Below are 23,125 nucleotides of genomic sequence, written 5' to 3'. Positions count from 1 at the left end.
CAGACCGGCTTCAACACGCTTCAAGGCAGCCATGATCTGGCTGTCGGTAAATCTTGACTTCTTCACGTAGAACTTCCTTCTTGGAAAATTCTACTTCTCGGACCTTTGGTTTATCGGGGGGATTACCAACTGAGAGAGAAGCCACGCGGTGGGAGAAGCGAATCCGGCGCCCGTGTTAAGCGATACAACGACGCCACCGGGCCCAAATCCCACAATATCAGGCAAGCCGTCTCCGTTCACATCATCCAATTGGCGTGGCGTTTCACTGTTATTTGCCCAACCCTGCCTCGTTCCAAACTGACCCATGGCCCAGTTGGTACCGCCGTAGGTTGCCGCACTTGCCAAAATGCAGTTGCTACCAGACGTCATTCCGCTCGAGCAAGAATAGTCAACAATAGGCGCCCAGTACTTCGAATTTCCTTTAGTGCCACTGTAACAAAGCATTCCACCCGTCTCCTCTTGACCTAGGTAACCACCATTGGGGCAGCCATATTTCGGTGTCGCCGCCACTACTCCTGGAGCTAAAAATCCGGTGCCCGTATTGATGCCGACTACGACACCACTTTCGCTGAACCCCACAATGTCAGGCAGACCATCACCATTGATATCCATGACATAGCGGGGAGTTTGCGTCTGGCCAGCCCAACCTTGCTTTAAGCCAAACTCGCCCCCGATTCGCTGGACCGGTGGGTTGAAGCCATTTCCGTTGTTGGTGGCCACATACATGCCATCGTTGGCAAACCCAACAACATCCGGACGACCATCGCCATCCATGTCCACCAACATACGCGGATAAGCATCGTTGTTTGCCCAACCCTGGCTGGGACTGAACTGACTGGCAAGCCAGGGCTTCGGTGTGGCAAACGTCCCATTGCCTGTATTGATGGAGACAAAGACGCCGGCTGGGCCAAAGCCAACAATTTCGGGTAATCCGTCCCCATTCACATCGGACAGAAACCGCGGATGGGTGAGGTTGTCAGTCCAGGCTGGAGCGCTAAACTGGTTGGCTAGGGCTACGGCAGGTGTTGCATACTTTCCCTCGCCGGTATTGAGCGTATTGAGCGATACGCTGACGCCGCCTGGGCCAAAACCCACGATATCTGGCAAACCATCTCCATTCACATCGGCCAGTACACGGGGAAAGACGTTGTTATTACTCCAGCCCTGCAGCGTGCCGTATTGACTGGTTAGAGCGGTGCCTGGTGGGCCATTTCCATTCACATCGGTCACTATATTTGGGCGTATATAGACCCCGTCTATGCTATATGGCAACACCAGACGTGCGACGTCTGCAAAGTTGTTTGCTCCACCTTGCGCCCAAGTCAAGGTTGTGGAGGGCAGGCAGTTCGATGAACCATCGCATTCCGTAATGCTTGCGATTTTTGAACGATCGATCGCATTGACTTCAGGACCATATGCAATTCTGTAGTCCTTTACGAGCAAGGTTCCCAGATAGGTTCGTATATTGGCGATGCGCTTGGTGGGCTTAAAGAAGGCGCCACCTTGATATACAGCATTCACATCATTGCGACTGGCATCCAACACAAATTGGACAGACGCGCTTGGCAGCAGCATGGGGGAACTACCGGCGTTACCGGTGTAATCGATGCGAACTGGGTAGTAGCTGCCATTGACGGTGTCTTTTTCGTAGAACACCGTCATGTAGTTTCCTGATAGGTCCGTAACTTTATTCCGCACCCAAGTACGAACGCTACCAATAGCCCAAGTCGCGGCAGATCCGGCGCCTTTCACTGCCTCAATGCGGGAATCTGTTGTGTTACCGTATTCGATCGTCAAGCCAGATTTGGTCTTGACGGTAAACGAGATTGGCCCGCCGACGCCCGATTGATTGGCAACAACCATGCTGAAGCTGTTAATTTCCGTGCGGTATTCGCTACCAGCCGCACCATACGTTCCAGAAACCAGCATTAAGCGCTGACCATCCAGACAAAACCGGTCATCGGTATTGAAGTTCACGCCGCCCCTGGACCCATCTTGCGCCATGGTGCGCCCACAGCGCGTGATTGCAGAAAGACCAGACAGCCCCCAACCCAGGCCCAACATTCCGTTACCACCCTGGCTGTTGTAAAACAAGGAAAGCTTGGGCTCCATGCTGGAAACACCCGGAGGAATTTGAATAGGAATGGAATAGACAGCAGCGCCACTGGAAGAGACTGAAAAGTCGCCAGGCGTCCCCATGGGAGAACCGGAAATGCTTTGTGCTTGCAACTGATTGGAGAGCACAAGCATCAGCAATGCTGGCATAACATATCTAAGTAAATTCATGGCATCCGTTTCTAATCTTTGTTGTGTCCATCGGAAATTCAGCCCAAACGTACGTAGGCGCATATACGCACGCAAGACGTAACCGGCCACTACACACAGTGGCAAAACGCAATATTTATTGGGGTTTGAAGTTCAACTGCACAAAGCCTGTAAGTGCGGTTGACTTGGGGGTCAGATCGAACCTGCTAGAGGTCCGTGCTGTTTTCTATTTGTTACGTAGATCATACACAAATTTACGTTTGCACCCATTCAGAATTTTTGCTTAGGCAAAAAAAGAGCGCTACACCACCGACGAAAGCAACGCGTACCCCTTTACCGCGCCTGCGGCCGGGCGCTATCGAAAGGCCCGCAAAGGTAGCAAAGTGCGCCTAGTTTTCAGTTGGTGGCAAGTGTCAACACCCTTGCTTCAGTTGCTCCACGCCGTCAATGCCACGATGCCGTCGCGCTGGCAGTCAGCTACTGTGGAGGGCTGCAATTGAAAGCTATTTTTCTTGCCGCTGTCTCACCAGCTTCTTCAACGACTGGTTTGTCGTTAATGGCCTGAATGCCGTTTGGGCAAGCCGTGTGCACTCAAGCTGGTATCCACAACGTCGGCAAGCCGCTCAAGGAGCGCAATACCGCCGCCACCGAACCATCCCGCACCATGAGAGAAGCATGCGCAATGTCCGGCGCCAGATAGCGGTCCACATGGTGGGCGGGCACGTCTTTGCGCAAGGCGGCATGCACCGCCTCCAGTGCGTTCGAGCTTTGCAGCGGGCGCAGGAATTCAATGCCTTGTGCGGCCGCCAGCAGCTCGATACCCAGGATGTTGGCGGTGTTGCTGATCATGCTCTGCAGGCGGCGCGCGGCGAAGGTGGCCATGGACACATGGTCTTCCTGGTTGGCGCTGGTGGGCAGGCTGTCCACACTGGCCGGATGGGCCAGGGATTTGTTTTCCGAGGCCAGGGCGGCGGCCGTTACGTGGGCAATCATGAAGCCGCTGTTCAGACCGGCGTCCGCCGTGAGGAACGGCGGCAGGCGCGACACACCGGCGTCGATCAGCATGGCGATGCGGCGCTCGGCAATCGCACCCACTTCGGCAATGGCCAGGGCCATGCCGTCGGCGGCTAACGCCACAGGCTCGGCGTGGAAGTTGCCGCCGGAAATCATGGCGCCACCGTCTGCAAACACCAGCGGGTTGTCGGTGACGGCATTGGCTTCGATCAACAGCACGCGCGCGGCATGGCGCAGTTGGTCCAGGCAGGCACCCACCACCTGCGGTTGGCAGCGCAGGCAATAGGGGTCCTGCACGCGGTCATCGCCCTCGGCGTGTGATTGGCGGATGGCGCTGCCCTTGAGCAACTCACGGTAGTACTGGGCCACATCGATCTGGCCGGGCTGGCCGCGCACGGCGTGGATGCGCGGGTCAAACGGGCCGTCGCTGCCGCGTGCGGCGTCCAGCGTCAGCGCACCGATTACCAGCGCGGCTTCCAGCACCGGCTCGAAGCTGAGCAGCGCATGCAGGGCCAGCGCGGTGGAGGTCTGCGTGCCGTTGATCAGGGCCAGGCCCTCCTTGGCTTGCAGTTCCAGCGGCGTGATGCCGGCTTTTTGTAGCGCCTGCAATGCGGGCACGCGCTTGTCCGCAACCAGCATGTCGCCCTCGCCCATCAGGGCCAGCGTCATGTGGGCGAGCGGGGCCAGGTCACCCGAGGCGCCCACCGAGCCTTGAGAGGGCACGCAGGGCACCAGTCCGGCGTTGTGCACGGCCAGCAGGGTGTCGATCACCAGCTCACGGCAGCCGGAATAGCCACGTGCCAGACTGGCCGCCTTGGTGGCCATCATCACGCGCATGATGGGTGCGGCCAGGGGCTCGCCCACGCCCACGCAATGCGAGCGGATCAGGTTGCGCTGCAAGGTGGCCAACTGGTCTTTGCTGATGCGCTTGTTGGCCAGCTTGCCAAAGCCGGTGTTCACGCCGTACACGGGCGCGTCGCCTTCGGCGGCGGCCTTCACCAATGCGTGCGATGCGCGGATAGCCACGCGGGCGGACTCGGGTAGCGACAGCTGGCAGACACTGCTGTGGATGGATTGCAAATGGTCCAGCGACAGGTGGCCGGGATTCAGGGTGAGGTGGGTCATGGTTGGCGCTTCAGTTCATGCAGTGATCATGGGCAGTTTCAAGCCCTGCTCTTTCGCGCAGGCCACAGCGATGTCGTAGCCCGCATCGGCATGGCGCATCACGCCGGTGCCAGGGTCGTTCCACAGCACGCGCTCCAGGCGCTTGGCCGCAGCGTCGGTGCCGTCGGCCACGATCACCACGCCGCTGTGCTGCGAGTAGCCCATGCCCACGCCGCCACCATGGTGCAGCGACACCCAGGTGGCGCCACCGGCCGTATTGAGCAGGGCGTTGAGCAGCGGCCAGTCGCTTACTGCGTCGGAGCCGTCCTGCATGCTCTCGGTCTCGCGGTTGGGCGAGGCCACCGAGCCGCTGTCCAGGTGGTCGCGGCCAATCACGATGGGGGCTTTGAGCTCACCGCTTTTCACCATCTCGTTGAAGGCCAGGCCTGCGCGGTGGCGCTCACCCAGGCCGATCCAGCAGATGCGCGCGGGCAGGCCCTGGAAGGCGATGCGCTCACTGGCCATGTCCAACCAGCGGTGCAGGTGCGCGTCCTCCGGGAACAGCTCCTTCATCTTGGCGTCGGTCTTGCGGATGTCCTCCGGGTCGCCACTCAGCGCCACCCAGCGGAACGGGCCCTTGCCCTGGCAAAACAGGGGCCGCACATAGGCAGGCACAAAGCCGGGGAAGTCAAAGGCGTTCTTCACGCCCTGGTCAAACGCCACCTGGCGGATGTTGTTGCCGTAGTCCACCGTGGGAATGCCCATGCTTTGAAAATCCAGCATGGCCTGCACATGCACGGCGCAGCCTTGTGCCGCTGCGATGCGCAGGGCGGCGTGCTGCGTGTCATCGGCTTGCGCGGCGCGCCATTGTTCCACCGTCCAGCCACTGGGCAGGTAGCCGTTGACGAGGTCGTGGGCGGAGGTCTGGTCGGTGACGATGTCGGGGCGAATGCTGCCCGCCTTCACGCGCTTCACCAGCTCGGGCAGGATGTCGGCGGCGTTGCCCAGGAGCGCGATAGACACCGCCTTTTTCTCCTGGTTGTACTTTTCCAGGCGCGCCAGTGCGTCGTCCAGATCGGTGGCCTGTTCGTCCACGTAGCGGGTCTTCAGGCGGAAGTCGATGCGGCTTTGCTGGCACTCGATGTTGAGCGACGAGGCACCGGCAAAGCTGGCAGCCAGGGGCTGCGCGCCACCCATGCCGCCCAGGCCGGCGGTGAGAATCCAGCGCCCGGCCAGGTCGCCATTGAAGTGCTGGCGGCCGGCCTCCACAAAGGTCTCGTAAGTGCCCTGCACAATGCCCTGGCTGCCGATGTAAATCCAGCTGCCGGCCGTCATCTGGCCGTACATCATCAGGCCCTTTTTATCCAGCTCATGGAAATGCTCCCAGGTGGCCCACTTGGGCACCAGGTTGGAGTTGGCAATCAGCACGCGCGGCGCATCCGCGTGGCTGCGGAACACACCCACCGGTTTGCCGCTCTGGATGAGCAGGGTTTCTTCCTCGCCCAGGTTTTCCAGCGCCTTGAGGATGGCCTCATAGCAGTCCCAGTTGCGCGCGGCCTTGCCGATGCCACCATAGACCACCAGCGCATCCGGGTTCTCGGCCACTTCCGGGTCCAGGTTGTTTTGCAGCATGCGGTAGGCCGCTTCGATCAGCCAGTTCTTGCAGGTGATAGCAGTTCCGCGGGGTGCGCGCACCGGGTGCGGCTGGGCTGTGGAATGGATGGCAGACAAATTCGACATGGCGACTCCGCAAAACAAAGGGGTTTGTAAATATCGGTCGCAGTGTACTTGTCTAGACATGTCTATGCAACTACAATTTCAGCATGAAATCCACCACACAGGCTCCCTACGCGCGGGTCAAGCATTTCCTGAAAGACGGCCTGGCCAGCGGCCAGTGGGTGCCGGGCGACCAGATGCCGTCCGAGGCTGAACTGGTTGCACAGTTTGCAGTGAGCCGTATGACCGTGGGGCGGGCTCTGCGCGAGCTGCAGGCCGAAGGGCTGGTCACCCGGGTGCAGGGTGTGGGCAGTTTTGCCGCCCATTTGTCGCGCGTGTCTTCCACCCTCACCATCCGCGACCTGCATGATGAAATTGTGGCGCGCGGCCATACCCACCAGGCCAACGTGGTGCTGTCCCGGGCAGAGAAGGCCGGCGCCAGCCTGGCCGCGCAGCTCGGCCTCAAAAGCGGCGCACCGGTGTTCCACACCCTGATCGTGCACAGCGAAAACGGCGTGCCCCTGCAGTGCGAAGACCGCTACGTGAACCCGGCCTGCGCCCCCGACTACCTGCAGACCGACTTCCAGAAGACCACGCCCACCCAGTACCTGCTGACCGTGGCCCCGCTGTGGGAGGCGCAGTACTCCATCGAGGCTGGCAGCCCCACGGCACAAGAGGCGCAGCTGCTGGGCATAGGCGCGCACGACCCTTGCCTGATCGTCGTGCGGCGCACCATCAACCGCGGCGTGCCCATCACGCTGGCGCGGCTGGTGCATCCGGGCACGCGCTACCAGATCAGCGGGGCATTCAAGCCATGAGCCCAACGGCAGGCCACACGCACCAGCCACGCACCGCCAAGCCGCACAGCAATGCGCCCATAGTCTTGCAGGCCGACAACGTGGCGCCACAAGCCTGGCGCAACGGCGGCGGCCAGACGCGCGAGTTGCTGGTCTGGCCTGCTGCTTCTGCCGGTGCTGCCAATGCCAACCCCGCGGGCGGCGCTTCCAGCGCTGCGCCCTGGCAGTTGCGCATCAGCCGCGCCGACATAGACGCCAGTGGTCCGTTCTCGGCCTTCCCCGGTGTGCAGCGCTGGTTTGTGGTGCTGAGTGGCAAGGGTGTGGTGCTGCACATGCCCACACCAGACGGCCACACGCTGGACCATGTGCTGCTGCCCGGCCACACGCCCCTGCACTTCGACGGCGCCCTGGCACCCGGCTGCACGCTGGTGGATGGCAGCACCCAGGATTTGAACCTGATGGTGCGCGCTGGCACGGCCTGCATGCTGCCGGTAGAGCCCGCGCGAGCCTGGCGAGCCGACTTCGCGCAATGCGGTCTCTACACCGCGTGTAACGGCATTTGGAGTGACGGGCAGCAAACCCTGGCCCTGGAAGCGCACACGCTGCTGTGGCTGGAACAAGGCAACCAGTCGCCCATGTGCTTCACGCCCACAGACTCCGCAGGAACCGCTGTACTTGCAGTGCCAAGCATCGCATCCACAAACACACTAGAAGCCGCAACCGGCACCACGAGCGCTGCATGTGGGTCCACGCACAAAGCCACACCAAATAGCGCGTGGTGGCTGGACTTCACCCCGGAGACCACCGCATGAACCACGACCTCACACTCTGGCGCCATGCCAAGCTGGCCACGCTGCACGGTGAAGCGGCGTGGGGATGGATAGAACACGGCGCAATGTTGGCCCAAGGCGAGACCCTGCTCTGGGTGGGCGCGGAAAGCGCACTGCCAAAGGAGTTGATCCAACGCCTACAGACCAGCCATGACCTGGGTGGCGCGCTGGTCACCCCCGGCCTCATCGATTGCCACACCCATCTGGTCTATGGCGGGCAGCGCGCGGCCGAGTTCGAGTTGCGCCTGCAAGGTGCCAGCTACGAGGCCATAGCCCGCGCCGGTGGCGGCATACGCTCCACCGTGGCCGCCACGCGCACCGCCACCGATGCGCAATTGCTTGCCAGCGCACGCCAGCGCGCCCAAGCGCTGATGGCCGAGGGCGTGACCACCCTCGAGATCAAGTCCGGCTATGGCCTCAGCCTGGAGCACGAGGCGCGCTGCCTGTCGGTGGCGCGTCAACTGGGCCAGAGCCTGCCGCTCTCGGTGCGCACCACCTATCTGGGCGCACACGCCCTGCCCCCGGAATTTGAAGGCCAGAGCGATGCCTATGTAGATGCCGTCTGCGCCTGGATGCCGCAACTGCAAGCACAAGGCCTGGTGGACGCGGTGGACGCCTTTTGCGAGAACATCGGCTTCACCCTGGCCCAAACCCGCCGCGTGTTCGAAGCCGCTCGCAACCTGGGTCTTCCAGTCAAACTGCACGCCGAGCAGCTCAGCGACCAGGGTGGCGCTGCACTGGCCGCAGAGTTTGGCGCCCTGTCCTGCGACCACATCGAGCACCTCAGCAACCAAGGTATTGCCGCCATGGCCCAGAGCGGCACGGTGGCCGTGCTGCTGCCCGGCGCCTATTATTTTTTGCGTGATACCCATGTGCCGCCGATTGCCGCGCTGCGCGCAGCCGGCGTGCCCATGGCCGTGTCCACCGACCACAACCCCGGCACCTCGCCAAGCCTCTCGCTGTTGCTGATGCTCAACATGGCCTGCACCCTGTTTCGCCTCACACCCGAAGAGGCGCTGCGCGGAGTTACCGTGCACGCCGCCCGCGCGCTGGGGCTGCAGGACCGGGGCCAACTGGTCGCGGGTCAGCGCGCGGACTTCTGCGTCTGGGATGTGGGCCATCCCAACGAGCTGGCCTACTGGTTTGGCCGCAACCCGTGTCAACGCGTCTTTGTAGGCGCACAGGAGCGTTTGCCATGAGCCAAGTCAGCAATGTCATAGAACACGATGTGTTCACCCTCTACCGCGGCAGCACACCCCTGCTGGTCAGCATGCCGCACGTGGGCACGCTGATCCCCGCCTACCTGCAGGCACGCTACACCCCGCGCGCCCTGCAGCTGGAAGACACCGATTGGCATCTGGAAGCGGTGTACGACTTCGTGCGGGACAGCGGCGCCAGCCTGATCGTGCCGCGCTATTCCCGCTACGTAATCGACCTGAACCGCCCCAGCGAAAACACGCCCATGTACGCGGGCGCCAACAACACCGAGCTCTGCCCCACCTGCTTCTTCACCGGCGAGCCTTTGTACCGCGAGGGACAGGCACCCGACGAGGCAGAAATCGCCAAGCGTGTTGCCACCTACTGGAATCCCTATCACGCCACGTTGGCGGCCGAGCTGCAGCGCCTGCACCAGGCCCATGGCCACGCCGTGCTGTTCGATGCGCACAGCATCCACTCCGAGTTGCCCTGGCTGTTCGAGGGCCGCCTGCCCGACCTGAATCTGGGCACGGTCAACGGCAGCAGCGCGGCCCCTGCGCTGCGCGATGCACTGGCGCAGGTACTGGCCAGCCAGACCGCCTACACGCAGGTGGTGGACGGCCGCTTCAAGGGCGGCCACATCACGCGGCACTTTGGCCGGCCCGCAGAAGGACTGCATGCCGTGCAGCTGGAGATGTGCTGGAAGTGCTACATGGCCGAGCAGCCACCTTATGTGCTGGACGAGGCGCGCGCAGAACGCGTGCGCCCGCTGCTGAAAAAGCTTCTGCACTCCCTGATGGAATGGACGCCGCAATGAACGACCAAGCCAACAGAGCGAACCCAACCTCGCCAGCAATGCGCCCAACGGACCAGGCCATGGGTCTGACCGCATCAGCGAAAACACCGCTGTTCTGGGCGCCACTTGCCTGGGTCGATGGCCAATGGCAGCACGGCGTCTGCCTGCAGGCCGATACCAGTGGCCACTGGAGCCGCATCACCGCAGGCACCGCCACTGCACCCGAGCACGCCACGGTCCTGCCGGGCCCTGTGCTGCCCGGCATGGTCAATGCCCACAGCCACGCCTTCCAGCGCGCCTTTGCCGGTCTGTCTGAGCGGCGGGCGTCGGATGCCGATGACTTCTGGAGCTGGCGCGACCGCATGTATGGCGTGGCGCTGCGCATCACGCCCGCGCAGTTGCGCGCCGTGGCCGCGCAGTTGTATGTGGAGATGCTGCAAGGCGGCTACACCCAGGTCTGCGAATTCCATTACCTGCACCACAGCGAAAGTGGCGCGGCCTACAAAGACCCTTCCACCCTGGCCTGGGCCGTGGCCGATGGCGCGGCCGATGCGGGCTTGGGCCTGACCCTGCTGCCGGTGCTGTATGAGCGCGCCGGTTTTGCACAAGACCAGTTGCGCGACGACCAGCGCCGCTTTGCCGGCACGCCCTCCTTCATCGCGGACCTGCAGAAGACGGTGCAGGCCTCGGGGCGCGCACTGGTCAACGCCGGTGTGTCCATCCACTCGCTGCGCGCGGCATCGGGCACTTCCATTGCCCACCTGCTGCAGGCTGTGGGCGAGCAGGACCTGCCCATCCACATCCACATTGCCGAGCAAATGCAGGAGGTGCGCGACTGCCTGGCCCACACCGGCCAACGCCCGATAGCCTGGCTCACGCGCAAGCTGCCGCTGGATGCGCGCTGGCAACTGGTGCACGCCACGCATGCCATCGAGGGCGAAATAGAAGCCGTGGCCAGCAGCGGTGCAGGCATCGTCATCTGCCCCAGCACCGAAGGCAATCTGGGCGATGGCTTTGCCAACCTGCCCGTCTGGCTGCAGCACGGCGTGCCCATGGCCCTGGGCTCGGACAGCCACGTGTGCCGCCAGTGGAATGAAGAGTTGCGCTGGCTGGAATACGGCCAGCGCCTGCTGCTGCAGCGGCGCAATGTGGCAGCACTTCCAATGCAGGCCGAGGGCGCCACTGCGGCGCGCCTGTTCGATGCAGCCATGCGTTCTGGAGGAACCGCTGCAGGCCAGAAGCAATGGGGGCTGGTCGCAGGTGCGCGGGCCGACCTGCTGGTGCTGGACACCCAGGCCCCCGGTCTGCTGGGCCTGCCCACCGGCCACCTGCTGGATGCCACCGTGTTCGCCTGCGACAAAGCGCCAGTGCGCGATGTCTATGTGGCCGCGCGCTGTGTGCTCTTCCAGGGCAGGCATGCACAGCAAGACGCGATTGCACAGCGGTTTGTGGAGGCTATGCAGGGGTTGTGGGGGCACTGACAGCGGGCCTGTTTTATGTAGGCCTTTGCAACTGCGCCTGCCGTGTTGGGGCCGCTAACGTCGCGCCTGCATTGGTGGGGCCGCCGACGCTGGAGTGAATGCTTCCGTTCGTGTCCCCCGGCCTGCGGCCTCCTCCTTTACCTCACTGCACCATCCACCCCAGCATCAGCGGCTGCCTGCAGGGTTGGTGCGCAATAGTTGAACAGGCCTATTGACTCGCCTCGATCTGCGTTTGCAGCTCCAGATACTGCGCCAGCCGCACACCCCCCAAAGCCACTGCACGCGCAATACTGCCTTGGGCTGCTGTGCGCAGTCCCTGTTCAAACTGCACTTGCGCCAGGTTGTTCCAGGCGTCGGCAAAGTCGGGCTGCTGCTGCACGGCCTGCTGATAGGCGAGTGCAGCGCCAGTTAAATCCTTCAAAGCATAGGCACTGTTGCCCAAGCCAAACCGCAAGGCCGCCTCACGCGGCCAGCGCTGCAGCGCTGTGCTGTACGCGGTGCGGGCAGCGTCCGGGTGCTGCACTTCCAGAGACGCCACCGTGCGCGCAAAGGCTTTGGCATCGGCGGTGGCGGGCATCTGGTCGGGCTTGAGGGCCAGCATGGCCCAGTAGTTGCCGCGCGCCCAGGTGCGCTCAAAGGTGAACAGCGACATCTCCAGCCGCTCGGTCTCACCGGAGTGCAGGGTGATGGTGTTGTGCTCCAGGTCATAGGCAATCACCACGGCGTAATGCCAGACCGGGTAGATGGGCAGCGACACGTTCTGGAACACCAGCACCGGATGGCCTGCGGCCACTTCCTGCAGCAGGTCTTTGAGGGCTGGCTGCAGGGGATAAGCCAGCAGGCCCTTCTTGCGGGTGGCGGCCAGCATCTCCACTTGCAGCGAGCCCTTGCGGGCGGGCAGATACACCTGGTCCACCAGCGCATCGGGCGTGATGGCAACGCCTGCGGCATTCATCACCATGGCCAGCGCGGCGGGGCCGCACTCGTATTCCTTTTGCGCGAAGAAGGGCACGCTTTTCAGGTCAGCCTGTTGTGCCACTTCATGGTCTGGCGCGCCCGTGCGCAACTGCGTGACCTGCGGCGTGGCACAGGCTGTGAGCAGGGCACAAACAAGAACCCCCGCCAGGGCGGGGGTTCTTCGCAGAATGCGACTCAGATTCATCGCACCGATCGGGTGAACGGATACACCTTGGTCAGGCCCAGGATGTCAGTGATCAACAGAATGATGAACACGGTGAACAGGATGCCCAGGATGTCGCCACCGGCGGGGGCTTGGTCAATGCGGCCGGCCAGCGATGCCACTTCGTCATCCGACATGGCGCGCACGCGGTCTTGGGCTTGCTCCACGCTCAAGCCACGCTCGGCCATACCGGCGCGCACATCTTCGCGGGCCAACACGGCCGCCACTTTGGCACGTGCGTCAGACTGGGCCGCAGTGGCCATGGACTCGGTGCTGGACACCATGCCTGCTTGGGCCATCATGGGCATGCCCAGCATGGCGGTGGAAGCGATCAGGACGGAAGCGGTAAATCGTTTGAAATTGTTCATGGCATGTATTGAGTAAAGGCCACAGCATAGGCGCTATTTTTGCGAAGTCAAAAGACCTTACATGCCCACACAATTTTGCAGGCCACCAGAGCGCGGCCTAGGGCCCGTTGTACAGCCAGGGCACGTCCATCAACTTGGCTCCCAGCACCTTGAGTGCAATGTCGCGCCCCACTTGCTTGAAGCCCTTGAGGTGGTAGATCTCGCCGTTGCGGATGGCACGCGCCTGCACGCGGGCGTTGCGCTGCCAGCGCAGGTTGGCATAACGCGAAAGCGCCTGCGCAATCTGGTCCGGTGTTTCGCTGAGGCAGGTGGCCAGCGCGCCAGCGTCTTCAATGGCCATGCCTGCGCCCTGCGCCAGGTAGGGGCGCATCGGGTGGGCGGCATCACCCAAGAGCGCGATACGGCCCTTGGCATGCTCGGCCGCGCTGGCCATGGGTTCGCGGTCCGACAGGGGCCAGAGCCGCCAGCTGTCGATGGCGTGGATCAGCTCACGCAGGCTGCCGCGCGCCAGGGCCATGCGGGTGCGCAGCTCCTGCGCATTGGCGCTGTGGTCCCAGGATTGCGGGTCGCCCGACACCTTGCCGTGGACGATGCACACCACGTTGAGCCATTCACCCGAGCGCACCGGGTAGTGCACGGCATGGAAGTCCGGCCCCATCCAGGCGGTCACAACCTGGCTGCGCAGGGCTTCTGGCAAGGCGCTTTGCGGCACCATGGCACGAAAGGCCAGGTGGCCAGTCACGCGCGGCGGCACATCGTTATCCACCACCTGCCGGCGCACCTGGCTCCACAGACCGTCCGCCCCCACCAGCAGCGGCGCCTCAAAATGTTGGTCTTGCACGGTTTGAACGCTGACGCGGTTGGCATCCTGCGCAATGCCAATCACGCGCGAGTCCAGATGCAGGCCCACGCTGCCCTGCGCACGCACCGCGTCCAACAACAAGGTGTGCATGTCGGCGCGGGCGATGGACACATACGGTGCGCCGTAACGTTTGGCAATGGTGGCGCCCAGTGGCAGCACGCCCAGCAGTTCGGTGCTGGTGGCGTTGCGCACCTCCAGCCGTTCAGGGAAGGCCGCCACTTGGCGCAAGGCCTGCTCCAGGCCCAAGCCTATCAAGACCTTCACCACATTGGGCCCCAGCTGGATGCCCGCGCCTACCTCGCCAAAGACGGGCGACTGCTCCAGCAACGCGACCTGCCAGCCCGCGCGGGCCGTGGCCAGGGCTGCAGCCAGGCCGCCAATGCCGCCGCCGGAAATCAACAGATGTTTATCCATGGCCCATTGTGGGACGCTGATCTTTTTCTTAACTGACACCGTTTTTGAGCGGCATCAAGTGATGGATAGGGACCAGCGCGCCTCTTATTCCACCCGCGTGACACCCGTGGGTTTGAAGCCCAGATCCGCGGCCTTGCCCTTGCGCCCACGCAGCGCGCGGGCATTGTTGAGGCTTCTGATTTCCAGCGTCTCTTCACGCTCCTTGCCGCCGCGCCCAATGCCTTCGATGCGCACACTGCGGGTATAGGCCGCAGCACCGGCCAGCGTGTCCTTGGGCTCCAGGTCCAGGAGCATCAGGCCGCGTCCACCAGTGGCCATGGATTTGAGTTCGCCAATCTCGAAGGTCAGGATGCGTCCACCCGTCGATGCACAGGCCACGTGGGTAGCCGGTGCCACCAGTGCGGCGGCCGTGCCGGGTGTACCCGATGTACCTGAGGTAGGCACCCTGCCCTGCGCACCGCTCACCAGCGAGGGTTTGCACAGCGTGTCGCCCTCGTTGCAGGTGACAAAGGCCTTGCCTGCCTTCTGGCGCGACACCATATTGGCAACCGTGGCCATGAAGCCATAGGCCGCGGTGCTGCTGAGCAGCAGCGTGGCAGCTGCCGGGCCGGCAAAGTAATACAGCAGCTGCGTGCCACTTTCCAGCTCGATCAGCGTGGTGACAGGCTGGCCATCGCCGCGCCCGCCCGGCAGCAGCGACACCGCTACCGAGTACACGCGCCCGTTGGAGCCAAACACCAGCAGCGTGTCCACGCTGCGGCACTCAAAGGTGTCGTACAGGCCGTCACCGGCCTTGAAGGCAAAGGTGCTGGCCTCATGGCCGTGGCCGCCGCGTGTGCGCACCCAGCCCTTTTGGCTCACCACCACGGTAACCGGCTCGTCCACCACCTTGACCTCGGCGACGGCTTTTTTCTCGGTCTGGATCAGCGTGCGGCGGGCATCGCCAAAGGTCTTGGCATCCGCCTCGATTTCCTTGACCATGAGGCGGCGCAGGGCGGCCGGGCTGTTGATGATTTCTTCGAGCTTGCCCTGCTCGATGCGCAACTCAGACAGCTCCTGCTCGATCTTGATGGCTTCCAGGCGCGCCAGCTGGCGCAAGCGGATTTCGAGGATGTCCTCAGCCTGCCGGTCGCTCAAATTGAAGCGCGCAATCAGCGCCGCCTTGGGCTCGTCGCTCTGGCGAATGATGGCAATCACCTCGTCGATATTGAGCAGCACCGTCTGCCGCCCTTCGAGGATGTGGATGCGGTCCAGTACCTTGGCCAGGCGGTGGCGGGACCGGCGTTCAATGGTGGTCTGGCGGAAGCTGATCCACTCCATCAGCATCTGGCGGAAGGATTTTTGGGTGGGCCGACCGTCCAGCCCGACCATGGTCAGGTTGATGGGCGAGGACGACTCCAGGCTGGTGTGCGCCAAGAGGGCGGTGATGAGTTCCTGCTGTTCGATGCGGCTGGTCTTGGGCTCGAACACCAGGCGCACGGCGTTCTCCTTGCCGGACTCGTCACGCACCACGTCCAGCACGGCCAGAATGCTGGCCTTGAGCTGGGTCTGGTCTTGCGAGAGGGCCTTCTTGCCGGCCTTGACCTTGGGGTTGGTGAGCTCCTCAATTTCTTCGAGCACGCGCTGGGTGCTCACACCCGGTGGCAACTCCGTCACCACCAATTGCCACTGGCCGCGCGCCAGGTCTTCAATCTTCCAACGCGCCCGGCACTTGAGTGAGCCGCGGCCCGTGCGGTAGGCGTCGGCAATGTCCGAGGCCGGGCTGATGATTTGCGCGCCGCCAGGGAAGTCCGGGCCGGGCACCAGGGCGTACAGCTCTTCGTCACTGAGCTGCGGGGTTTTGATCAGGGCCACACAGGCCTCGGCAATTTCGCGCAGGTTGTGGCTGGGGATCTCGGTGGCCAGGCCCACGGCAATGCCGCTGGCGCCATTGAGCAGCGCAAACGGCAGGCGTGCGGGCAACTGCTTGGGCTCCTCAGTAGAGCCGTCGTAGTTGGGCTGGAAGTCCACCGTGCCCTGGTCGATTTCGTCCAGCAAGAGCGAGGTGATCTTGGCCAGCCGTGCCTCGGTGTAGCGCATGGCCGCCGCGCCGTCGCCATCACGCGAGCCGAAGTTGCCCTGGCCGTCGATGAGCGGGTAGCGCTGCGAAAAGTCCTGCGCCATGCGCACCAGCGCTTCATACGCCGCCTGGTCGCCATGCGGATGGAAGCGGCCCAGCACGTCACCCACCACACGCGCGCACTTGACGGGCTTGGCGCCGGTATTGCCATTGGCTCCGCCAAAGCCCAAGCCCATGCGCGACATGGAGTACAGAATGCGCCGCTGCACGGGCTTTTGGCCATCGCACACATCGGGCAGCGCGCGGCCCTTGACCACCGAGAGGGCGTACTCGAGGTAGGCGCGCTGCGCGTAGGTAGCCAGGTTCAGGCCGTCATCACCGTCTGCGGGTGGGTTCGGCGGGTTCAGGGGGGGCAAAAGGTCGTCGGTCATTCGGTGATTTCAGTTGGGAACGCTGTCAATTCGTTAGCAGGCATGTGAAGGTGAGGCGAATCTGCAAACCTCAAGGCTGGGGCAAGGCCCAGTCTTCCAACAGCAGGCCCTCGATGTCTTCAAAGTGCCGGGTGTTATGGCTCACCAACACCAAGCCTTCTGCCAGCGCGTGGGCTGCAATGAGGGTGTCCATGGCGCCTATCGGGCGCCCCTTTTGGCGCAGCTTCTGGGCCAGTGGGCCATACGTGTCGGCCACGGCATCGGTCCAGGGCAGTGCGGGCACTTGCAGCAGGCACAGGTCAATCATGCGTTGGCGCTTGTCTTGGGCACCCAGGCCGCTTTGCCCAAAACGCAGCTCGGCCCGGCAGATGGAGGAGGTGACCACGCTCTGGCGCGCCAGTTCCTCGCCCATGCGGGCGTGCAAGTGGGCATAGCCCCCGCGTATGAAGTAGCTCAGGATGTTGCTGTCGACAAGGTAGCGCGCAGTCATGCCCGGTGGGTCTCCGGTTCACCCAACGGGTTGCGTGGCAGCTCCTGGGAGCGCTCTGGCAGAAATTCCGTGCGATCCGTGTTGCCGGCAATCAGTGCCAGCAATTCGCGCAGTTGCGCTTGGCGCTCGGCCTCACTGGGTTTTGGGCGCAGGACGATATCGCCGGTTTCCTCGTTGCGGCTGATCCACATTTCGGACGTCTCCACCCGAAAGGCTTTGGGCAGGCGCACCGCTTGGCTGTTGCCATTGGTAAACACTTTAGCGGTCGCTTCCATGGGGTTCTCCTGAAGAAAAGAATGGCCAAATGTACACACAAAAAGTAGATACATCAAGTCAAGATAAGGGCCTACAAGCCATGGCATGTTGTCACTTGCGCCGGGGTGTCCATCTCACTGCGGCGCAAACACGGGCTGGCCCGGGCTGAGGACGGCCTCCTCGCTGGCCTTGACCGCATTGGCGGCTTTGGCTTCTGCGGACTGGGCCGCAGCTTTCAGGCTGCTGTAGAGCGAGGTCACTTTGCTCACGAACTGTGGTGTTTCGCCGTTTTTGGGAACGCGGTTGCCGGCCTTGCGTACATTGCCAGAGCCCGCGTTGTAGGCCGCCAGGGCCAGGTCCACCCGGGACGAAAAAGTGTCCAGCAGGTCGCGCAGGTACAGGGCGCCTGCGTGCACGTTGATAGACGGGTCTTGCAGTTGCAGACGCAGCGACTGGCTGGTGCCGCGCAGGCCGATGTAACCCGCCGCCGTGGCTGGCATGATTTGCATCAGCCCGATGGCGCCGGAGCGCGACACCGCATTCGCATCAAAGTTGGACTCCACGGCCACCACCGCCTGCAGCAGGTGCACGTCCACCCCGTAGGCGCGCGCGGCCTGCTTGATGTGCTGGTACCAGGGCACGCTGGAAGTTGCGGCCGCGGCCGTGGCCTCGGCTTCAGCTTCCAGAGCCTGCACGCTGACCGGGGCCAGCGGTGCAGGCACGCTCTCGGCCACCTCGTCGGCCCATACCAGGCCGGGCACCAACAAGGCGAGCACCCAAGCCCGGCCCAGGCTGCGCCGCAGCGCCGCGTTCATACGTCCACCTCGACCGAGTCACCATGCAACTCCATGAGTTCACGCCGGGAAGCGGCCTCGCCTTTGCCCATGAGCTTGGTGATCAGGGCCTCGGTCTGGCCGAAGTCGATAGCGCCCAGGGCTACCGGTAGCAAGCGGCGGGTGTCTGGGTTGAGCGTGGTGTCCCACAACTGCTCGGCATTCATCTCGCCCAGGCCCTTGAAGCGGCTGATCGTCCAAGCACCCTCGCGCACGCCTTCCTTGCGCAGCTTGTCCAAGATGACGGTGAGTTCGCCATCGTCCAAGGCATAGGCCTTGCTCGCGGGCTTCTTGCCGCGGGCCGGGGCATCCACCCGGAACAGCGGGGGGCGCGCCACGAACACATGGCCGGTCTCGATCAGCTTGGGAAAGTGGCGGAAGAAGAGTGTGAGCAACAGCACCTGGATGTGCGAGCCGTCCACGTCCGCATCACTCAGAATGCAGACCTTGCCGTAGCGCAGGCCACTCATGTCGGGTGTGTCGTTGGGGCCGTGCGGGTCCACGCCGATGGCCACCGAGATATCGTGGATTTCGGTGTTGGCAAACAGGCGGTCGCGGTCCACTTCCCAGGTGTTGAGCACCTTGCCGCGCAGGGGCAGCACGGCCTGGTTTTCCTTGTCGCGGCCCATCTTGGCGCTGCCACCGGCCGAGTCGCCCTCGACCAGAAACACCTCGTTGTACAGAATGTCGCGGCTCTCGCAATCGGTCAGCTTGCCGGGCAATACCGCCACACCGCTGCTCTTGCGCTTTTCCACTTTTTGGCCAGCGCGCTGGCGGGTTTGCGCCGCCTTGATAGCCAGCTCGGCCAGCTTCTTTCCGTAGTCCACGTGCTGGTTCAGCCACAACTCCAACGCGGGGCGCACAAAGCCGGAGACCAGTCGCACCGCGTCGCGCGAGTTCAGGCGCTCCTTGATCTGGCCCTGGAACTGCGGATCCAGCACCTTGGCCGAGAGCACATAGCTGGCGCGGGCGAACACGTCCTCGGGCATCAGCTTCACGCCTTTGGGCAGCAGGCTGTGCAGCTCGATAAAACTCTTCACCGCGGTAAACAGACCATCGCGCAGGCCGCTCTCGTGCGTGCCACCGGCGCTGGTGGGGATCAGGTTGACATAGCTCTCGCGCACCGGTTGGCCGTCTTCAGTAAAGGCCACGCACCAGGAGGCACCTTCGCCGTCTGCAAACTGCTCGCTCTGGGCGTCGGCAAAGCCTTCACCGGCAAACAGCGGAATCACCGGCTCGCCGTTGAGCGACTGCATCAGGTAGTCGGACAGTCCGCCCTTGTACAGCCAGGTCTGGCTTTCCTTGGTTTTCTCGGTCAGCAGGGTCACCGTCACGCCGGGCATAAGCACGGCCTTGCTGCGCAGCAAATGCGTCAGCTCGGCCATGGGGAGCACTGCCGATTCGAAATACTTGGCATCCGGCCAGACCCGCACCGTGGTGCCGGACTTGCGGTCGCGCGGGCCTTCTGCCGCATCGCCGTTTTCGGTGGCGCCCGCCTTGCGGATCACCAGCGGCTCGATCACATCACCACCGCCAAACACAATGCGCGCCACCGACCCTTCGCGGTAGCTAGTGGCCTCCAGGCGTTTGCCCAGGGCATTGGTGACGCTCACGCCCACGCCGTGCAGGCCGCCAGAGAAGCTGTAGGCGCCGCCCTTGCCCTTGTCAAACTTGCCGCCCGCATGCAGGCGGGTGAACACCAGTTCGATCACCGGGGCTTTTTCTTCCGGGTGCATGCCAAAGGGGATGCCGCGGCCGTCGTCTTCAATCGACACCGAACCGTCAGTGTGCAGCGTCACCTTGATCTTCTTGCCGTGGCCGGCCAGAGCCTCGTCGGCGGCGTTGTCCAGTACTTCCTGGATGACATGCAGCGGGTTGTCCGTGCGGGTGTACATCCCCGGGCGCTGCTTGACCGGCTCCAGGCCCTTGAGGACGCGGATAGAGCCTTCGGAATATTCGGTATTGGGAGTTGGGGGTTTGGCTGACATGGCGCGCATTGTAGACGGCGAAATCCATTTAGCTGTACAAATAGACAGCCCCCACCGGATGAGAACGGATTGCGGGCACCCTGCAACACACCTGGTATGGATTGGCTACATTAGCTGCCTATGCCTGAAACGAACGCCCGGCTCTCATTTACCCAGCTGCTGATCTGTGGCGCCACCATTGTCACGCTGTCCATGGGCATTCGCCACGGCTTTGGCCTGTGGCTGCAGCCCCTTACCCAGGCCCATGGCTGGACGCGCCAGAGTTTTGGCCTGGCCATTGCCATCCAGAACCTGTCCTGGGGCGTGAGTGGCATTTTTGCCGGCATGCTGGCAGACCGCTTCGGTGCCTTTCGCGTCATCCTGATGGGCACCTTGGCCTACTGCCTGGGGCTGATGGGCATGGCCTATGCGGACACGCCACTCGTTTTTTTCATCACGACCGGGGTGCTGATTGGTGTGGCCCAGGCTGGCACCACCTATGCCGTGGTGTATGGCGTCATTGGTCGCAATGTGCCGGCCGACAAACGCTCCTGGGCCATGGGCATCACGGCTGCGGCCGGCTCCTTCGGACAGTTTCTGATGGTGCCCACCGAAGGTTTTTTGATCAGCCACTTCGGCTGGCAGCAGGCACTGGTCCTGCTGGGCTTTGCCGCCTTGCTGATTGCCCCCCTGGCCTGGGGCCTGCGCGAGCCTGGATTTGCAGGCAAGGCAGTGCTGCCGCGCCAGCAGTCCATCGTGCAAGCCATGCGTGAGGCCTTGCGCTACCGCAGCTTCCAGTGGCTCACGGCCGGCTACTTTGTCTGCGGGTTCCAGGTGGTGTTCATCGCCGTACACATGCCCAGCTACCTCAAGGACAAGGGGCTGTCGCCCGAGGTGGCCAGTTACGCGCTGGCGCTGATCGGCCTCTTCAATGTGTTTGGCACCTATGCGGCCGGTGTCCTGGGGCAGAACATTGCCAAGCGCAAACTGCTGGCCTTTATTTACCTGGCGCGCGCCGCTGCCATCAGCCTGTTCCTGCTGGCGCCGCTCAGCCCGGTGTCGGTCTATGTGTTCGCCAGCGTCATGGGCTTGCTGTGGTTGTCCACCGTGCCGGTGACCAATTCGATGGTGGCGCAGATCTTTGGCGTGGCGCATCTGTCCATGCTCAGCGGCATGGTGTTCTTCAGCCACCAAATCGGCTCCTTCCTGGGCGCCTGGCTGGGTGGCTATCTGTATGACAAGACCGGCAGCTACGATATGGTCTGGTACATCGCCATTGCACTGGGCGTGGCGGCAGCGCTGATCAACCTGCCCATCAAGGAAGCGGCGATTGCGCGCACGGCGCAGCCGCAGCCCGCCTGAAGCCCTGGCCTTGCAGAAGCGTCCATGCACGGCAAACAGAGGCTGGCCCTGGCACTACTGGCAATAGCAGCCCTGGTGGCCGTGTTCATGCTCTACACCCGGCCCGACTTTCTGGTGCAGCTGAGCAACCAGATCTGGGCCTGTTTTTAAATCTCCGCACCCCCATGCCCGTTCCCAACACCGATACCGCCCAAGCCCATGCCTTGAGCGCACCTTCCGCCTGGATCACCCGCTGGTCGCATCTGCTGCCCCCCGACTGCGAGGTGCTGGACGTGGCCTGCGGCAGCGGGCGCCATTTGCAGTGGTTTGCCGCACGTGGCCACGCGGTCTGGGGTGTGGACAAGGATGTGGCTTCTGCCCGCGCCCATGTGCCCGGAGCGCAGCTGGTGGGGGCGGATATCGAGAACGGGCCCTGGCCTTTGAACACCCCCAATGGCCCGCGGCAGTTTGGCGCCGTGGTAGTTACCAACTACCTGTGGCGGCCCCTGCTGCCCATCTTGCTGCAAAGCCTGGCGCCGGGCGGGCTGCTGCTGTATGAAACCTTTGCTGCGGGCAATGAGACCGTGGGGCGCCCGGCACGGCCGGACTTCCTGCTGCAACCGGGCGAATTGCTGCAGGTCTGCGCAGGCTTGCAGGTGGTTGCGTATGAAAACGGCTACCTGCCAAACCCCGAGCGCTTTGTACAACGCGTGGCTGCGTTTGCCCCAGCTTTACCGCTTGGCAGCGGGGCTGCAATTCCCAGGCACACTCTCTAGTTAAAATGCTTGTTTACCGAACTACTGGCACGCCATGAAATCTTCACACGGTCCCTTGCGGGGCAGCATAGTCGCCCTGGTCACCCCCATGCTCGCCGATGGCGCTGTGGACTACCCGGCCTTGCGAAAGCTGATCGACTGGCACATCGCCGAGGGCACCGACTGCATTGGCGTGGTCGGCACTACTGGCGAGTCCCCCACGGTGAGCGTGGAAGAGCACTGCGAGATCATCCGCGTGTCGGTGGAGCAGGCTGCAGGCCGCGTGCCCATCATGGCCGGATGCGGTGCCAACTCCACCCGCGAGGCCATCAACCTGGCGCAGTTTGCCAAGAAGGTCGGTGCCGACAGCCAGCTGCAGGTAGTGCCCTACTACAACAAGCCCACGCAGGAAGGCCAGTACCAGCACTTCAAGGCGATTGCCGAAGCGGTGGACCTGCCCGTGATCCTGTACAACGTGCCCGGCCGCTCGGTGGCCGATATGGCCCATGACACGGTGTTGCGTCTGGCCGAGGTGCCCGGCATCGTCGGCATCAAGGAAGCCACCGGTAACATCGAACGCGCCCAGTGGCTGATCAAGGAAGCCCCCAAGGACTTCGCGATTTACTCGGGCGACGACCCCACCGCCGTGGCCCTGATGCTGTGCGGTGGACACGGCAATGTCAGCGTGACAGCCAATGTGGCGCCGCGTTTGATGCACGAGTTGTGCGTGGCCGCCATGGCAGGTGATGTCCAGCGCGCCATGGAAATCCAGTTCAAGCTGCTGCCCCTGCACAAGGCGCTGTTTGTGGAGTCCAATCCCATTCCCGTGAAGTGGGCTGTGGCCCGCATGGGCCATAGCCAGGGCGCTCTGCGCCTGCCGCTTACCACCCTGACAGAACCCAGCCAGCAGATGCTGGAGCGGGTGATGCAAGCCACCGGCCTGGTCTGAGCGCCGCGTTGAAAAGAGGAA

General features: G+C 63.2%; 20 protein-coding genes. 9 read left to right on the top strand and 11 right to left on the bottom strand.

Annotated elements, in window-relative coordinates:
* Window positions 1–90 precede the first annotated feature (90 nt).
* From DIC66_RS18500 to hutU, 3 genes are all read right to left on the bottom strand, one after another.
* The gene (locus DIC66_RS18500) at window positions 91–2,265 is read right to left on the bottom strand and encodes an FG-GAP repeat domain-containing protein (RefSeq protein ID WP_158558945.1); all 2,175 of its coding nucleotides are present in this window, start codon (window positions 2,263–2,265) and stop codon (window positions 91–93) included.
* 591 nt (window positions 2,266–2,856) lie between these two features.
* Entirely contained in the window at window positions 2,857–4,404 is a 1,548-nt protein-coding gene (gene hutH, locus DIC66_RS18495; RefSeq protein ID WP_117179634.1) for a histidine ammonia-lyase, read from the bottom strand.
* Window positions 4,405–4,419: 15 nt separating this feature from the next.
* Complete coding sequence (gene hutU / locus DIC66_RS18490) at window positions 4,420–6,123, bottom strand: urocanate hydratase (protein WP_117179632.1); 1,704 nt, start codon at window positions 6,121–6,123, stop codon at window positions 4,420–4,422.
* Window positions 6,124–6,206: 83 nt separating this feature from the next.
* On the opposite strand from hutU, the gene hutC reads away from it, so the two are divergent.
* The 5 genes from hutC to DIC66_RS18465 are packed head-to-tail and all read left to right on the top strand — an operon-like array spanning window position 6,207 to window position 11,200.
* Window positions 6,207–6,917: a histidine utilization repressor gene (gene hutC / locus DIC66_RS18485; RefSeq protein WP_117179630.1), complete on the top strand. Its 711-nt coding sequence runs from the start codon at window positions 6,207–6,209 to the stop codon at window positions 6,915–6,917.
* The gene (locus DIC66_RS18480) at window positions 6,914–7,708 is read left to right on the top strand and encodes a HutD/Ves family protein (protein WP_117179628.1); all 795 of its coding nucleotides are present in this window, start codon (window positions 6,914–6,916) and stop codon (window positions 7,706–7,708) included. The genes hutC and DIC66_RS18480 overlap by 4 nt, the downstream gene beginning before the upstream one ends.
* The gene (gene hutI, locus DIC66_RS18475) at window positions 7,705–8,925 is read left to right on the top strand and encodes an imidazolonepropionase (RefSeq protein WP_117179627.1); all 1,221 of its coding nucleotides are present in this window, start codon (window positions 7,705–7,707) and stop codon (window positions 8,923–8,925) included. The genes DIC66_RS18480 and hutI overlap by 4 nt, the downstream gene beginning before the upstream one ends.
* The gene (gene hutG, locus DIC66_RS18470) at window positions 8,922–9,740 is read left to right on the top strand and encodes an N-formylglutamate deformylase (protein WP_117179625.1); all 819 of its coding nucleotides are present in this window, start codon (window positions 8,922–8,924) and stop codon (window positions 9,738–9,740) included. Before hutI ends, hutG begins: the two co-directional genes overlap by 4 nt.
* Window positions 9,741–9,778: 38 nt before the next feature.
* Entirely contained in the window at window positions 9,779–11,200 is a 1,422-nt protein-coding gene (locus DIC66_RS18465; protein ID WP_233505996.1) for a formimidoylglutamate deiminase, read from the top strand.
* Between the two features lie 208 nt (window positions 11,201–11,408).
* On the opposite strand, the gene DIC66_RS18460 is transcribed toward DIC66_RS18465, so the two are convergent.
* From DIC66_RS18460 to DIC66_RS18425, 8 genes are all read right to left on the bottom strand, one after another.
* Window positions 11,409–12,362 carry a PA2778 family cysteine peptidase gene (locus DIC66_RS18460; RefSeq protein ID WP_117179623.1) on the bottom strand — a complete coding sequence of 318 codons (954 nt, stop codon included), beginning with the start codon at window positions 12,360–12,362 and terminating at the stop codon, window positions 11,409–11,411.
* Window positions 12,359–12,748, bottom strand: a complete 390-nt coding sequence (locus DIC66_RS18455; protein WP_117179621.1) for a PA2779 family protein — start codon at window positions 12,746–12,748, stop codon at window positions 12,359–12,361. Before DIC66_RS18455 ends, DIC66_RS18460 begins: the two co-directional genes overlap by 4 nt.
* Window positions 12,749–12,845: 97 nt before the next feature.
* Window positions 12,846–14,024, bottom strand: a complete 1,179-nt coding sequence (locus tag DIC66_RS18450) for an FAD-dependent monooxygenase (protein WP_117179619.1) — start codon at window positions 14,022–14,024, stop codon at window positions 12,846–12,848.
* 84 nt (window positions 14,025–14,108) lie between these two features.
* Window positions 14,109–16,514 (bottom strand): DNA topoisomerase IV subunit A, encoded by a 2,406-nt coding sequence (parC, locus tag DIC66_RS18445; protein WP_117179617.1) that lies wholly within the window; start codon window positions 16,512–16,514, stop codon window positions 14,109–14,111.
* Between the two features lie 70 nt (window positions 16,515–16,584).
* Window positions 16,585–17,004 (bottom strand): type II toxin-antitoxin system VapC family toxin, encoded by a 420-nt coding sequence (locus DIC66_RS18440; RefSeq protein WP_117179616.1) that lies wholly within the window; start codon window positions 17,002–17,004, stop codon window positions 16,585–16,587.
* Window positions 17,001–17,279 (bottom strand): antitoxin, encoded by a 279-nt coding sequence (locus tag DIC66_RS18435; protein WP_117179614.1) that lies wholly within the window; start codon window positions 17,277–17,279, stop codon window positions 17,001–17,003. The genes DIC66_RS18440 and DIC66_RS18435 overlap by 4 nt, the downstream gene beginning before the upstream one ends.
* 114 nt (window positions 17,280–17,393) lie before the next feature.
* On the bottom strand, window positions 17,394–18,074 hold the full coding sequence (locus DIC66_RS18430) for a lytic transglycosylase domain-containing protein (protein ID WP_117179612.1): 681 nt from the start codon (window positions 18,072–18,074) through the stop codon (window positions 17,394–17,396).
* Window positions 18,071–20,080, bottom strand: coding sequence for a DNA topoisomerase IV subunit B (locus DIC66_RS18425; protein ID WP_117179646.1), 2,010 nt, complete (start codon window positions 20,078–20,080; stop codon window positions 18,071–18,073). Before DIC66_RS18425 ends, DIC66_RS18430 begins: the two co-directional genes overlap by 4 nt.
* Window positions 20,081–20,200: 120 nt before the next feature.
* On the opposite strand from DIC66_RS18425, the gene DIC66_RS18420 reads away from it, so the two are divergent.
* Genes DIC66_RS18420 through dapA form a run of 4 tightly spaced genes read left to right on the top strand, consistent with a single transcriptional unit; the run spans window position 20,201 to window position 23,104 of the window.
* Window positions 20,201–21,421: an MFS transporter gene (locus DIC66_RS18420; protein WP_117179610.1), complete on the top strand. Its 1,221-nt coding sequence runs from the start codon at window positions 20,201–20,203 to the stop codon at window positions 21,419–21,421.
* A gap of 24 nt (window positions 21,422–21,445) precedes the next feature.
* Window positions 21,446–21,571 (top strand): hypothetical protein, encoded by a 126-nt coding sequence (locus tag DIC66_RS23655; RefSeq protein WP_275405257.1) that lies wholly within the window; start codon window positions 21,446–21,448, stop codon window positions 21,569–21,571.
* Between the two features lie 14 nt (window positions 21,572–21,585).
* A complete protein-coding gene (locus DIC66_RS18415) occupies window positions 21,586–22,176 on the top strand; it encodes a class I SAM-dependent methyltransferase (protein ID WP_117179608.1) in 591 nt (196 codons plus the stop codon).
* A 34-nt stretch (window positions 22,177–22,210) separates the two neighbouring features.
* Window positions 22,211–23,104, top strand: a complete 894-nt coding sequence (gene dapA / locus DIC66_RS18410) for a 4-hydroxy-tetrahydrodipicolinate synthase (protein WP_117179606.1) — start codon at window positions 22,211–22,213, stop codon at window positions 23,102–23,104.
* Window positions 23,105–23,125: the final 21 nt, after the last annotated feature.

Source organism: Rhodoferax lacus, from assembly GCF_003415675.1.
GTDB lineage: Bacteria > Pseudomonadota > Gammaproteobacteria > Burkholderiales > Burkholderiaceae_C > Allorhodoferax > Allorhodoferax lacus.
The sequence above is the reverse complement of the archived record's forward strand: the minus strand, read 5'-3'. Positions and strand labels throughout refer to the sequence as shown.

Excerpts from the sequence above, each read along its gene's own strand:
- DIC66_RS18500 (WP_158558945.1), bottom strand. The coding sequence starts at position 2,265 with ATGCCAGCATTGCTGATGCTTGTGCTCTCCAATCAGTTGCAAGCACAA.
- hutH (WP_117179634.1), bottom strand. The coding sequence starts at position 4,404 with ATGACCCACCTCACCCTGAATCCCGGCCACCTGTCGCTGGACCATTTG.
- hutU (WP_117179632.1), bottom strand. The coding sequence starts at position 6,123 with ATGTCGAATTTGTCTGCCATCCATTCCACAGCCCAGCCGCACCCGGTG.
- hutC (WP_117179630.1), top strand. The coding sequence starts at position 6,207 with ATGAAATCCACCACACAGGCTCCCTACGCGCGGGTCAAGCATTTCCTG.
- DIC66_RS18480 (WP_117179628.1), top strand. The coding sequence starts at position 6,914 with ATGAGCCCAACGGCAGGCCACACGCACCAGCCACGCACCGCCAAGCCG.
- hutI (WP_117179627.1), top strand. The coding sequence starts at position 7,705 with ATGAACCACGACCTCACACTCTGGCGCCATGCCAAGCTGGCCACGCTG.
- hutG (WP_117179625.1), top strand. The coding sequence starts at position 8,922 with ATGAGCCAAGTCAGCAATGTCATAGAACACGATGTGTTCACCCTCTAC.
- DIC66_RS18465 (WP_233505996.1), top strand. The coding sequence starts at position 9,779 with ATGCGCCCAACGGACCAGGCCATGGGTCTGACCGCATCAGCGAAAACA.
- DIC66_RS18460 (WP_117179623.1), bottom strand. The coding sequence starts at position 12,362 with ATGAATCTGAGTCGCATTCTGCGAAGAACCCCCGCCCTGGCGGGGGTT.
- DIC66_RS18455 (WP_117179621.1), bottom strand. The coding sequence starts at position 12,748 with ATGAACAATTTCAAACGATTTACCGCTTCCGTCCTGATCGCTTCCACC.
- DIC66_RS18450 (WP_117179619.1), bottom strand. The coding sequence starts at position 14,024 with ATGGATAAACATCTGTTGATTTCCGGCGGCGGCATTGGCGGCCTGGCT.
- parC (WP_117179617.1), bottom strand. The coding sequence starts at position 16,514 with ATGACCGACGACCTTTTGCCCCCCCTGAACCCGCCGAACCCACCCGCA.
- DIC66_RS18440 (WP_117179616.1), bottom strand. The coding sequence starts at position 17,004 with ATGACTGCGCGCTACCTTGTCGACAGCAACATCCTGAGCTACTTCATA.
- DIC66_RS18435 (WP_117179614.1), bottom strand. The coding sequence starts at position 17,279 with ATGGAAGCGACCGCTAAAGTGTTTACCAATGGCAACAGCCAAGCGGTG.
- DIC66_RS18430 (WP_117179612.1), bottom strand. The coding sequence starts at position 18,074 with ATGAACGCGGCGCTGCGGCGCAGCCTGGGCCGGGCTTGGGTGCTCGCC.
- DIC66_RS18425 (WP_117179646.1), bottom strand. The coding sequence starts at position 20,080 with ATGTCAGCCAAACCCCCAACTCCCAATACCGAATATTCCGAAGGCTCT.
- DIC66_RS18420 (WP_117179610.1), top strand. The coding sequence starts at position 20,201 with ATGCCTGAAACGAACGCCCGGCTCTCATTTACCCAGCTGCTGATCTGT.
- DIC66_RS23655 (WP_275405257.1), top strand. The coding sequence starts at position 21,446 with ATGCACGGCAAACAGAGGCTGGCCCTGGCACTACTGGCAATAGCAGCC.
- DIC66_RS18415 (WP_117179608.1), top strand. The coding sequence starts at position 21,586 with ATGCCCGTTCCCAACACCGATACCGCCCAAGCCCATGCCTTGAGCGCA.
- dapA (WP_117179606.1), top strand. The coding sequence starts at position 22,211 with ATGAAATCTTCACACGGTCCCTTGCGGGGCAGCATAGTCGCCCTGGTC.